Source organism: Cellulomonas sp. P4_D11 (genome assembly GCF_056401915.1).
On record NZ_JBFUIK010000001.1, the window covers coordinates 204,509 to 215,329 of the forward strand.

Genomic DNA, 10,821 nt, shown 5'->3' on the forward strand with positions numbered 1-10,821 from the left:
GTTCGACGCACTACCGTGTCGGGCATGAGCCTGCGTCCCGGGTACGACGACGACCTGCGCCTCGCCCACGTGATCGCGGACCAGGTCGACTCGCTGACCATGTCCCGGTTCAAGGCGCAGGACCTGCGGGTGGAGACGAAGCCCGACCTGACGCCGGTGTCCGACGCCGACAAGACCGCCGAGGAGATCGTCCGCGGCCAGCTGTCCCGGGCCCGTCCCCGCGACGCGGTGCACGGCGAGGAGATGGGCGACACGGGCCACGGGCCGCGCCGCTGGGTGATCGACCCGATCGACGGGACCAAGAACTTCGTCCGCGGCGTGCCCGTCTGGGCCACGCTCATCGGCCTGCTCGACGGCGACCAGGTGGTGGTGGGCGTGGTGAGCGCCCCCGCGCTCGGGCGCCGGTGGTGGGCGGCCCAGGGGTCGGGCGCGTGGACCGGCAAGTCGCTCGCGGCCGCGAGCCAGCTGCGGGTGTCGGGCGTCGACCGGCTCGAGGACGCCTCGCTCTCCTACTCCTCGCTGGGCGGCTGGGAGGAGCGCGGGCAGCTGGACGCGTTCCTGGACCTGACCCGGCGCACGTGGCGCACCCGGGCGTACGGCGACTTCTGGTCGCACGTGCTGGTCGCGGAGGGCGCGGTGGACCTGTCCGCCGAGCCCGAGCTGGCGCTGCACGACATGGCCGCGCTGGTGCCCATCGTCACGGAGGCCGGCGGCATGTTCACCTCGATCCGCGGGGTGCCCGGGCCGTTCGGCGGCTCCGCGCTGGTGTCCAACGGGCTGCTGCACCGGGCGGCGCTCGAGCTGCTGGACCCCATGCCCGCGCTCTGAGTCTGCCTCCCCCCGGCTCCTGCGGCACGATCGGGACATGAGTACGGACGACCGCGGCGCGCGGGCCGCGTCCTTCGAGCACGGCGTCGACGTCTACCAGGCGACCCGTCCGAGCTACCCCGACGACGCCGTCCGGTGGGCGGTCCCGCCGGGGGCGCGCGACGTGCTCGACCTCGCGGCCGGCACGGGCAAGCTCACGCAGCGGCTGGTGGCGCTCGGCTGGCACGTGGTCGCCGTGGAGCCGTCGGACGCCATGCGCGCGGAGCTCCGTCGGACGCTGCCGACCGTCGAGGCGCACCCAGGCACCGCCGAAGCCATGGACCTGCCCGACTCGTGCGTCGACGCCGTCACGATCGCGCAGGCGTGGCACTGGGTGGACCCTCCGGCCGCCGCGGCGGAGATCGCCCGCGTGCTGCGACCCGGCGGCCAGCTCGCCGTGCTGTGGAACATCCGCGACTTCTCGGTCGACTGGGTGAACCGCTGGACGGACATCGTGCACCGCGGCGACACGGTGGCCAGCGGACTGAGCTACAAGGACCCGCAGCTGGGCGACCGGTTCACGGAGCCGGAGGCGGCGACGTTCCACTGGACGGACCGGCTGCGCGCCGCCGACCTGCGCACCCTGGCCGCGAGCCGCAGCCATCTCATCCTGCTGCCCGCCGACGAGCGGGACGCGCTGCTCGACGCCGTCGACGAGCTGGTCGCCACCCACCCCGACCTGCGCGGACGCGAGTGGATCGACGTGCCGTACCGCACCGAGAGCTACCGGGCGCGGCTCCGCTGATCCTCGGGCGGTTGCCGTCGTCGGAGCCGCCGCTGCTGCGCCGCGAGGTACGCGCGCGCCCGTCGCTGGCCGCCGCGCTCAACGATGACCCGCTCGAGCGCGGCGAGCGACCGGGTGATCGCCGCCTCGTCCGGCAGCCAGCCGCGGCGTTGGCACTCGTCGAGCCACTCGACGATCCCGCGGTGACCGCGCTCGGCGTTGCAGCGCCGACAGGCGGGCACCTCGTTCTCCAGCCACGACGGTCCGCCCTTGACCCGCGGCACCAGATGCTCGCGCGTCGGCGGCAGGAGCGGTCCGAACGCCCGACCGCACCACACGCAGCGCGCGCCGTCTCGCTCGACGGCGAGCCGCAAGCGCTCCGAGCGAGCCGGCTGGTGCGACGGGTCCTGCCTCACCCCGTCGACGGTACGTCCGGATCGGCGGGCGTGCGGCTACAGACCCAGGGCCGCCGGGAGCTCGCCGAGCGACGTCACGACGACCACGCCGGAGGCGGCGATCTCGTCGTCGCTGATCGTGATCCGGCGACCGCCCGGACGGTCCAGCCACACGCCGACCAGGCCGGCGGCCCGGGCGGCCGCGGCGTCGACGTCGAGCTCGTCGCCGACGTATGCCGTGCGCTCGGGGGCGGTGCCCAGGAGCCGGCAGGCCTCGAGGAACACGCGCGGGTCGGGCTTGCCGAATCCCAGGGTGTCGACGCCGACGAGCATCGGCACCCGGTCGAGCAGCGCGGCCTGGTCCAGCTTGCGGGTCTGGTACTCCACGGACGCGTTGGACAGCGCGCCGACCGCCAGGCCGGCCTCCACCAGTCGGTCGACCACCGCGTCGACGTCGTCGTGCGCCGACCAGGCTCCCGAGAACTCCGCCTCGAACGTCTCGTCCCAGCGTGCGAAGCCAGCGTCGTCCAGCGCGGGCCCGCCGAACCGCTCGTGCAGCTCGTTCGCGCGCGCCATACGCTGCTCGGAGTACCCGACCTCGCCTCGCGTGTACGCCGCGTAGTGCCCGCCGACGTCTGCCCGCCAGACCGTCACCAGCTCCGCGTGCCGCTCTTCCGGCAGGTCGGGCAGGTAGCGGCGGGCGACGCCGGCCAGCGCGTGGCCGAACGCCCCGCGGGTGTCGACGAGGGTGTCGTCGATGTCGAAGAGGACGCCGTCCAGCTGCATCACAGGGTCGCGCGCAGGGCGGCGATCCGCGCGAGGGTCGACTCCTTGCCCAGGATCTCCATCGACTCGAACAGCGGGGGCGAGATCCGCCGGCCGCTGACCGCGACCCGCAGCGGGGTGAACGCGAACCGCGGCTTGATCTGCAGGCCGTCGACGAGCGTCGCCTGCAGGGCCTCCTGCGTCGTGGTCGTCGTGAAGTCCGTCAGGCCGTCCAGCGCGGCCGCCGCGGCGTCCAGGACGCTCGCGGACTCCTCCCGGAGCGCGGCGCGGGCGTCGTCGGCGATCTCCAGCGCGTCGTCCGCGACGAAGAGGAAGCCGAGCATCCCGACCGCCTCGCCCAGCAGCGTGATGCGCTCCTGGATCAGGGGCGCGCCCGCGTCCAGCAGCGCGCGGTGGGACGGCTCCAGGTCGGCGTAGGAGTCGGCGGGCACCAGCCCCGCGCGGTGCAGGTACGGGACCAGCCGGTCGCGGAAGTCGTCCGGCGCGAGCATCCGCACGTGCGCGGCGTTGATCGCCTCGGCCTTCTTGAGGTCGAAGCGCGCCGGGTTCGGGTTGACGTCGGCGACGTCGAACGCCGCGGTCATCTCCGCCATCGTGAAGATGTCGCGGTCCGGGCCGATCGACCAGCCCAGCAGGGCGAGGTAGTTGAGCAGGCCCTCGGGCGTGAAGCCGTTGTCCCGGTGGAGGAACAGGTCGGACTCGGGGTCGCGCTTGGACAGCTTCTTGTTGCCGTCGCCCAGGACCGACGGCAGGTGGCCGAACACCGGCACGACGGAGGCTACGCCGATCTCGACCAGCGCCCGGTACAGCGCGATCTGCCGGGGCGTCGACGAGAGCAGGTCCTCGCCGCGCAGCACGTGCGTGATGCCCATGAGGGCGTCGTCGACCGGGTTGACCAGCGTGTACAGCGGCTGGCCGTTGGCGCGGACGATCACGAAGTCCGGCACGGAGCCGGCCTTGAACGTGATCTCGCCGCGCACGAGGTCGGTGAACGTGATGTCGTCGTCGGGCATCCGCACGCGCAGGACTGGCTCCCGGCCCTCGTTGCGGAAGAACGCCTTGTCCTCGTCCGTGAGGTCGCGGTCGGCGCCGTCGTAGCCGAGCTTCGGGTCGCGGCCGGCCGCCTTGTGGCGGGCCTCGATCTCCTCCGGCGTCGAGAACGACTCGTAGACATACCCGCCCTCGACCAGGCGGCGCACGACGTCCGCGTACAGGTCCATGCGCTGCGACTGCCGGTACGGCTCGTGCGGGCCGCCGACCTCGACGCCCTCGTCCCAGTCCAGGCCCAGCCAGCGCAGGGCGTCCAGCAGCTGCAGGTAGGACTCCTGCGAGTCGCGCGCCGCGTCGGTGTCCTCGATGCGGAACACGAACGTGCCGCCCGTGTGGCGCGCGTACGCCCAGTTGAACAGCGCCGTGCGGACCATGCCGACGTGCGGCAGACCGGTGGGCGACGGGCAGAAGCGGACACGCACAGCGGAGCCAGGAGAGGAAGTCACGGGCTCCAGATTAGTGGCGGGTACGCGCGACCCAGGACGCGGCGTCTCGGTCCTCCGGGGGGATCTGGGCGGGGTCGTCCGCGTCGACGCGCAGCGGCCACGCGATCCCGAGGTCGGCGCTCAGCGGGCTGAACGCGGTCCCCGCCATGCCCGGGCGCCACTCGGAGTCGAAGCAGTAGAGGTACTGCGTCTCGTCGGCCAACGACTGGAACCCGTTGCAGACGCCGCGAGGGACGAAGACCTGGACACCCTTCACCAGGCGGACGGTGTGCACGACGCCGTAGGTCGGCGAGTCCTCGCGGGCATCGAGATACGCCCCCAGTGCCTCGCCCGAGACGACTCCCACCAGCTTGTTCATCGCCTCGCCGTGCAGTCCCCGCACCGCGCCGCGCCGGGTCTCCGTCACGTTGACCTGTGCCCACGGACCGAGCGGTCTGTCCCAGGCCGAGTCCCGGTAGAACTCGCGCACCGTCCCGCGGGGGTCGTGCACCTGCTTGAGGCGCAGGGCGAGGAGCCCGTCGATCGGCGTGCGGTCGATCGCGGTCGGGTCGACCTCCACTGTCAGTTGCGCCGCAGGACCGGGTTGCGCAGCGTCCCGATCTCCTCGACCTCGATCTCCACGATGTCCCGGTCCACGATCGGGCCCACGCCGGCAGGGGTGCCGGTGAGGATGACGTCGCCGGGCAGGAGCGTGAACACCTCGGAGATGTACGACACCAGGTACGCCGAGTCGAAGATCATCTGTGACGTGCGGCCGTCCTGCTTCGTCTCGCCGTTGACGCGGGCGCGGACGTAGAGGTCGTCGACGTCGAGCCCGGGCACGATCCACGGCCCGATCGGGCAGGACCCGTCGAAGCCCTTGGCCCGGGTCCACTGCGCGTCGGCGCGCTGGACGTCGCGGGCCGTGACGTCGTTGGCCACCGTGTAGCCGAAGACGTGCTCGAGCGCGCGGTCCGGCGGGACGTCCTTGGTGACCTTGCCGATGACGATGGCCAGCTCGGCCTCGTGCTCCACGTGCTCGGTCCAGTCGGGCAGGATGATCGGGTCGTCCGGGCCGATGATCGACGTGTTCGGCTTGAGGAACAGCAGCGGCGCCGCGGGGACCTCGTTGCCCAGCTCCGCGGCGTGCGCGGCGTAGTTGCGGCCGACGCCGATGATCTTCGAGCGCGGGATCACCGGCGCGAGCAGGCGCACCGAGTCGTCGTCGAGCCGGATCTGCTCACCCGTCGGCTGCACCGGCGTGTAGAGCGGGTCGCCGGTGATGACCACGAGCTCCTCGGAGCCGGGGGCTCCGTCGACCAGGGCGTAGCGGGGGTCTCCCCCGGTGGTGAACCTCGCGATGCGCATGTCGGCAGCCTAGGTCAGGCGCGCGCGAGGACCTCGCCGTGCAGCACCGCGAACCAGCCGTCGGGCCGGCCGCCCCACTCGCGCCAGGCGTCGGCCAGGAGCTCCAGCCCGACCTCGTCGGCAAGACCGTGCGCGATCGCCTGCGCGGCGAAGTTCGAGGCGACGGACCGGTCCGCCCACAGGCCGGCCCACCAGGCGCGGTCCTCGGGGGTGGCGTAGCACCACACGCCGGCGCTGGGCACGATGCCGGCCGGGTCGAAGCCCGCCTCACGCACCCACGAGAGAAGCTTGCGACCCGCGTTGGCGTCGGCCTCGTTGGCCTGCGTGACCTCGTGGTACAGCTCGCGCCACTCGTCGAGGCCGTTCGACTGCGGGTACCAGGTCATGCCGGAGTAGTCGGCGTCGCGCACGGCCACGATGCCGCCCGGCTTGGTGACGCGGCGCATCTCCCGCAGGGCGGCGATGGGGTCGGTGAGGTGCTGGAGCACCTGGTGCGCGTGGACCACGTCGAACGCGTCGTCGGGGAACGGGAGCTCGTAGGCGTCGGCCACCCGGAACGTGACGTTGTCCGCGCCGGCGTCCGCGGCGGCCTTCTGAGCGATCTCGACGACGGCGGCCGAGGTGTCGACGCCGACGACCTCGCCCGGCTCCAGGCGGGCCGCGAGGTCGATGGTCACCGAGCCCGGCCCGCAGCCCACGTCGAGCAGCCGGGTGCCCGGCACGAGGGCGGGCAGCAGGTACGCGGCGGAGTTCTCGGCGGTGCGCCAACGGTGTGACCGCAGCACGGACTCGTGGTGTCCGTGGGTGTACACGTCGGGGTGCGTCGGAGAGTTCACAACGAACTGTAATCACCGGGGAGGGGGAAAGTTCAACAATCGGAACGAACCGTTTCGACATGCGAGATTTCGCGTCTCGCTAGCATCCGAGCATGCGCCGCATCGTGGGGATCGACGTCGCCCGAGGGCTCGCCGTGCTCGGGATGATGACCGCGCACGTAGGCCCCGACGACCCGTACGGCTTCTCCGAGCTGGCCGACGGCCGGCCGGCGTCGTTGTTCGTCGTGCTCGCGGGACTGTCGCTCGGGCTGCTCTCCGGTGGCGCGTCGCCGGTCATCGGGACCCGGCTCGTCCAGGCGCGCGTCCGGATCCTGGTGCGGGCCCTGCTGCTCTTCGCGATCGGCGAGCTGCTGGTCCTGCTGGCGACGCCGGTCGCCGTGATCCTGCCGACGTACGGCTTGCTCTTCGCGCTCGGCTGCCTCGCGCTGCGCTGGTCGCGCGCGGCCCTGCTCACCGCCGCCGGCGTGGTCGCCGTGCTCGGGCCGCCGCTCGGCCAGACGATCGCGGCGGAGCTCGAGGGCCGGCCGTCCACGACGCTCGTCGCCCTGGCGACCGGGCACTTCTACCCCGCGATCGTCTGGCTGGCGTACCTGCTGTTCGGGCTCGCGATCGGCCGCAGCGACCTGCGCGACCGCTCGCTGCGCGCCATCGGCGCCCTCGTCGGCGTGGGCCTGGTGATCCTCGGGCACGGCGGGTCGTGGGTCGCGCTGCACCTCCTGCACTGGCCGATCGGGCTCGCGACGAGCGAGCCGCACTCGTCGACCACGTTCGAGGTCGTCGGCAACGTCGGTGTCGCGCTGCTGGTGATCGCCGCCTGCCTCGCGCTCGGCGAGCGCTGGCCGGGCGTCCTCGCCCCGCTCGCGGCCGTCGGGTCGCTCGCCCTCACCGCCTACACCGTCCACGTCGTCGTGATCGCGGCCCTCGGGCGGACCGTCGTCTACGACGCGACCGTCCAGGTCTGGCTCGCGTTCCTCCTCACGACCGTCGCGCTGTGCTGGCTCTGGGCCGTCACCGTCGGGCGCGGGCCGCTCGAGTGGGTGCTGCACCGGGTGTCGACCAGGGCCGCGGACGTGGCGCCGGACCCGCTGCCCGGGGACGCCATGCCCGCTGCCCTACGAGCACTCCCAGATGACCGAGAGCGCTGACTGGCGAAGCGCCAGCAACCAGTCACCGGTGGGACCCTCCACCGCGTAGAGCGCCCGCGCCGACAAGAACGACGCGTCGCTGGCGAACGGGTAACCGGCGTCGACGCCGGTCACCACACCACTGCCGTCGTCGGGGTACCTCCACGAGTTCTCTTCCTGCCACGCGCGCACGGTGCTGGCGATCGGGTTCCCACCGGCGACCGGCACGTACACCGGCCGACCCTCGGCCGTCGCGCCCGCCACCTGCCACTGCGCATCGACGTGCTCGTCGTCTCGCGAGAACCGAGCTCCGTAGCAGCCGTTCACACCCGGCGAGATCGAGGTCTCGCCCTCGCCGGCCGAAGGCTCAGGGGCGAAGCCGGGGTTCCACCTGATGGAGGTGAAGTGACCGCCCGGCAGGTCCTCGGACGCGAGGACGACCAGCGACCCGAACGGCGTCCGGACCGCGTAGCGAAAGCTCGTGACCTGCGGTCCGTAGGACTCGAACTCATCGGTGACGAGCGCCAGGGAGCCGAGGGGCACCAGCGATCGGCTCGGCAGGGTGCCCTCCCCTTGGACTCCGTAGACGTCGCGGAAGTGCGGGCCGGACGTGGTCCGGGTCGTCGTCACGACGTACCCCCCACCCAGGTCGATCTCGTGCGGCAGCGTGAGGCTGTCGTAGAACGTGGCCTCGTCTCGGGCGACGGTCGGCGCCAGCTGGCTGCTCTCAGGCGCGCACGGGTCGCCGGTCCGGGCGCTCGGGCAGGCGATCAACCGTGCGCCGTGCTCGTCGACCTCGACCAGCGCGTCGACGGACAGGTCGAGAAAGCCCTCCGACGCGAACGCCGCGTAGATCACTGCGTCGCCGCGCGTACCGACCCGGAGCACGTCGTCCGTCCAGTCCTGAGCGAGAAGCGTCGACGCCATCTCGGGCGCCGGCGTCGGCGTCTCCCAGACCTCACCCGTACGAGGCGCGCTCAGACGCGCGACGACGGTGGCGTCGTCGATGGACTCCGCCCGGGCCGGCGGACCGGTCGGTGTGGGCGTGCTCGTCGGGGTCGGGGTCGGGGTGACGCTCGGCGTCGGCGTGACGGTCGGGGTCACCACGGGCTCGACCGGAGCCCGGTCGACAGCGCCGAACCAGACGCCGACGCCGACGGCGGCCACGGCCGCGACACCCGCGAACGACTCGGTGGTCCGGCGGGCGATCCGGCGACGGCGGGCCGCGGATCGCACCACGCTCAGACGTCCTCCGTCCAGGGCGGGCGCGGCACTCTCGATCTCGCCGGCGGCCCGGGCCAGCAGGGCGTGCAGGTCATCGCTCACGGCGCACCTCCGTCGGGGTCAGGCTGCGCACGGAGATCCGCTCGACGGAGACGGCCGTGCTGCCGAGCTCGGCGTTCAGCCGCGCGAGCCCGTCGGACGTGTAGCGCTTGACCGCCCCCTCGGACAGCCCGAGGGCGGACGCGGTCTCGACGACGGAGAGGTCCTCCATCTGGCGGAGGACCACGCACGCGCGCTCCCGCGGGCTGAGGGTGGCGAGCGCCCGGACGACGTCGGCGCCCGGGAGGCGGTCCTCGTGCACCGCCGAGACGGGGGTCTGCGCGGCGGCGCGGGCCAGCAGGCGGGCCTCGCGGGTCTTGCGGCGGCCGGCGTCGATCGCGCGGGAGGCGATGGCGCGGCGCACGTAGGCCTCGGCCCGCTCGACGGAGCCGAACCGCGCGCGACCGGAGAACGCGGCGATCAGCGACTCCTGCACGAGGTCCTGCGCGTCGGACGGCGAGGCGGACACCAGGGTCGCGTGCGCGACGAGGCGCCCGTACCGCTCACGGGCGACCTGCTCCAGCAGGTCCTCCCACCGTCTGCTCACGCACCACGCTCCCTCGCCGAGACTCCTGAACCCATAACGCCTGTCGACCGCTGCGGCGTTGGGGTTGAGGTTTCTAGGCGAGGAGCGCGACCACCGCGAACACCACGGCGAGCAACGGGAACGTGCCCTGCGTGGCCGCGGCGCGGGCCATGCTGCGGTTCGTGGCGACGAGCACGAGCGCCGCGGCGAGCATCGAGCCGCAGGCCAGCAGGATCAGCGCCAGCCCGACCGTCTCCTGGCCCGCGAGCGCCAGGACCGCCCCGACCAGGGCGCCGACGGCCAGGAACAGGTTGTAGAAGCCCTGGTTGTACGCCCACGGCTTCACCGCCGGGACGTCCTGCGTGCGCGTCTGGAACCGCGCGTGCACGTCGGGTCGCTCGAACAGGATCGACTCGTAGGCGAAGAACAGGGCGTGCAGGAGGGCGGCGAGCACGGCGAAGACGGACGCGAGGATGACCACGAGGGCAGTCTGGCAGGCCGCCTACCCTTGACGGGTGACCGTGACCGCTCCCCCCGTGCTCGACGCCGCGACCTGGCCGTCGCTCGCGGCCGCGCACGCCGAGCGTGCCGACGCCTTCACGGCCGCGCGCCGCGAGCGACGCTCCCGCCAGCAGAAGCACGCGATCGAGGACTTCCTGTTCGAGTACTACCCGGTGTCGCCCGCCGCGCTGCGACGCTGGCACCCCGGGGTCGGCGTCGGTCTGGAGTCGCCCGCGCCGCACGCAGCGTGGCGCTGGTACCGGGAGACGGGCGGCGTCGTCGCCCTGGACGCCGAGGCGTTCGTCGCCGAGCGCGGTGACGCCGTGCGGTTCGTCCGCGGCCTGCTCACGGCCACGCTCGGGCGTCCGGCGTTCACGGGGTGCTTCGGCCTGCACGAGTGGGCGATGGTCTACCGCGAGACCGACGACGAGCACCGCCACCCGCTCCCCCTGCGCCTGGGCCGCGCGGGCACGGACACCGTCGTCGAGACCCACCGCATCCGCTGCTCGCACTTCGACGCGTACCGGTTCTTCACGCCCGAGGCGGTCGAGCTCAACACCCTGCGGCCGACGCGCGAGTCCATGACCGCGATGGAGCAGCCGGGCTGCCTGCACGCCGGCATGGACGTCTACAAGTGGGCCAGCAAGCTCGGGCCGGCGGTGCCCGGCGACCTGCTGCTCGACTGCTTCGCGCTGGCCCGCGACATCCGGACGCTCGACATGCAGGCGTCTCCCTACGACGTGACCACGTACGGGCTCGATCCCGTCGCCATCGAGACGCCCGACGGCAAGGCCGAGTACGTCGCGCGGCAGCGTGGGTTCACCGAGCGCGGGAACGTCCTGCGCGCGCGGCTGGTCGACGTCTGCGACGCCGTGCTCGCCTGACTGTCGGCGGCC

At 73.0% G+C, this 10,821-nt stretch carries 13 protein-coding genes; 4 read left to right on the top strand and 9 right to left on the bottom strand.

Translation table 11 applies throughout. The features are described 5' to 3' along the window. Positions 1 to 24 precede the first annotated feature (24 nt). Both hisN and AC1DT4_RS00935 read left to right on the top strand, forming a co-directional pair. On the top strand, positions 25 to 828 hold the full coding sequence (hisN, locus tag AC1DT4_RS00930; protein WP_477087880.1) for a histidinol-phosphatase: 804 nt from the start codon (positions 25 to 27) through the stop codon (positions 826 to 828). 37 nt (positions 829 to 865) lie between these two features. Further along, a complete protein-coding gene (locus AC1DT4_RS00935; RefSeq protein WP_477087881.1) occupies positions 866 to 1,612 on the top strand; it encodes a class I SAM-dependent methyltransferase in 747 nt (248 codons plus the stop codon). Here the strand turns inward: AC1DT4_RS00935 and AC1DT4_RS00940 are convergent. The 6 genes from AC1DT4_RS00940 to AC1DT4_RS00965 are packed head-to-tail and all read right to left on the bottom strand — an operon-like array spanning position 1,591 to position 6,451. After that, positions 1,591 to 2,007, bottom strand: a complete 417-nt coding sequence (locus AC1DT4_RS00940) for an HNH endonuclease (RefSeq protein ID WP_477087882.1) — start codon at positions 2,005 to 2,007, stop codon at positions 1,591 to 1,593. The genes AC1DT4_RS00935 and AC1DT4_RS00940 overlap by 22 nt on opposite strands. 36 nt (positions 2,008 to 2,043) lie before the next feature. Further along, positions 2,044 to 2,772 carry an HAD family hydrolase gene (locus AC1DT4_RS00945; protein WP_477087883.1) on the bottom strand — a complete coding sequence of 243 codons (729 nt, stop codon included), beginning with the start codon at positions 2,770 to 2,772 and terminating at the stop codon, positions 2,044 to 2,046. Then, positions 2,772 to 4,268, bottom strand: coding sequence for a glutamate--tRNA ligase (gltX, locus tag AC1DT4_RS00950; RefSeq protein WP_477087884.1), 1,497 nt, complete (start codon positions 4,266 to 4,268; stop codon positions 2,772 to 2,774). Before gltX ends, AC1DT4_RS00945 begins: the two co-directional genes overlap by 1 nt. Positions 4,269 to 4,278: 10 nt before the next feature. After that, positions 4,279 to 4,827 carry a dTDP-4-dehydrorhamnose 3,5-epimerase family protein gene (locus AC1DT4_RS00955; RefSeq protein WP_477087885.1) on the bottom strand — a complete coding sequence of 183 codons (549 nt, stop codon included), beginning with the start codon at positions 4,825 to 4,827 and terminating at the stop codon, positions 4,279 to 4,281. Between the two features lie 2 nt (positions 4,828 to 4,829). Then, on the bottom strand, positions 4,830 to 5,615 hold the full coding sequence (locus AC1DT4_RS00960) for a fumarylacetoacetate hydrolase family protein (protein ID WP_477087886.1): 786 nt from the start codon (positions 5,613 to 5,615) through the stop codon (positions 4,830 to 4,832). Positions 5,616 to 5,629: 14 nt separating this feature from the next. After that, positions 5,630 to 6,451, bottom strand: a complete 822-nt coding sequence (locus tag AC1DT4_RS00965) for a methyltransferase domain-containing protein (RefSeq protein WP_477087887.1) — start codon at positions 6,449 to 6,451, stop codon at positions 5,630 to 5,632. Positions 6,452 to 6,543: 92 nt separating this feature from the next. Between AC1DT4_RS00965 and AC1DT4_RS00970 the strand changes: the two genes are divergently transcribed. Next, on the top strand, positions 6,544 to 7,596 hold the full coding sequence (locus tag AC1DT4_RS00970) for a DUF418 domain-containing protein (RefSeq protein ID WP_477087888.1): 1,053 nt from the start codon (positions 6,544 to 6,546) through the stop codon (positions 7,594 to 7,596). On the opposite strand, the gene AC1DT4_RS00975 is transcribed toward AC1DT4_RS00970, so the two are convergent. The 3 genes from AC1DT4_RS00975 to AC1DT4_RS00985 all read right to left on the bottom strand — a co-directional run bounded on the left by AC1DT4_RS00975 (position 7,564) and on the right by AC1DT4_RS00985 (position 9,905). Beyond that, positions 7,564 to 8,901 (bottom strand): hypothetical protein, encoded by a 1,338-nt coding sequence (locus AC1DT4_RS00975; RefSeq protein ID WP_477087889.1) that lies wholly within the window; start codon positions 8,899 to 8,901, stop codon positions 7,564 to 7,566. The genes AC1DT4_RS00970 and AC1DT4_RS00975 overlap by 33 nt on opposite strands. Then, the gene (locus AC1DT4_RS00980) at positions 8,891 to 9,445 is read right to left on the bottom strand and encodes an RNA polymerase sigma factor (protein ID WP_477087890.1); all 555 of its coding nucleotides are present in this window, start codon (positions 9,443 to 9,445) and stop codon (positions 8,891 to 8,893) included. Before AC1DT4_RS00980 ends, AC1DT4_RS00975 begins: the two co-directional genes overlap by 11 nt. Positions 9,446 to 9,518: 73 nt before the next feature. Next, positions 9,519 to 9,905 (bottom strand): DUF1304 domain-containing protein, encoded by a 387-nt coding sequence (locus AC1DT4_RS00985; RefSeq protein ID WP_477087891.1) that lies wholly within the window; start codon positions 9,903 to 9,905, stop codon positions 9,519 to 9,521. Between the two features lie 34 nt (positions 9,906 to 9,939). Between AC1DT4_RS00985 and AC1DT4_RS00990 the strand changes: the two genes are divergently transcribed. Then, positions 9,940 to 10,809 carry a 3-methyladenine DNA glycosylase gene (locus tag AC1DT4_RS00990; RefSeq protein WP_477087892.1) on the top strand — a complete coding sequence of 290 codons (870 nt, stop codon included), beginning with the start codon at positions 9,940 to 9,942 and terminating at the stop codon, positions 10,807 to 10,809. Positions 10,810 to 10,821 lie beyond the last annotated feature (12 nt).

What these genes read in the sequence shown, in the direction of transcription:
- hisN (WP_477087880.1), top strand. Translation starts at nt 25, where the DNA reads ATGAGCCTGCGTCCCGGGTACGACGACGACCTGCGCCTCGCCCACGTG.
- AC1DT4_RS00935 (WP_477087881.1), top strand. Translation starts at nt 866, where the DNA reads ATGAGTACGGACGACCGCGGCGCGCGGGCCGCGTCCTTCGAGCACGGC.
- AC1DT4_RS00945 (WP_477087883.1), bottom strand. Translation starts at nt 2,772, where the DNA reads ATGCAGCTGGACGGCGTCCTCTTCGACATCGACGACACCCTCGTCGAC.
- AC1DT4_RS00960 (WP_477087886.1), bottom strand. Translation starts at nt 5,615, where the DNA reads ATGCGCATCGCGAGGTTCACCACCGGGGGAGACCCCCGCTACGCCCTG.
- AC1DT4_RS00970 (WP_477087888.1), top strand. Translation starts at nt 6,544, where the DNA reads ATGCGCCGCATCGTGGGGATCGACGTCGCCCGAGGGCTCGCCGTGCTC.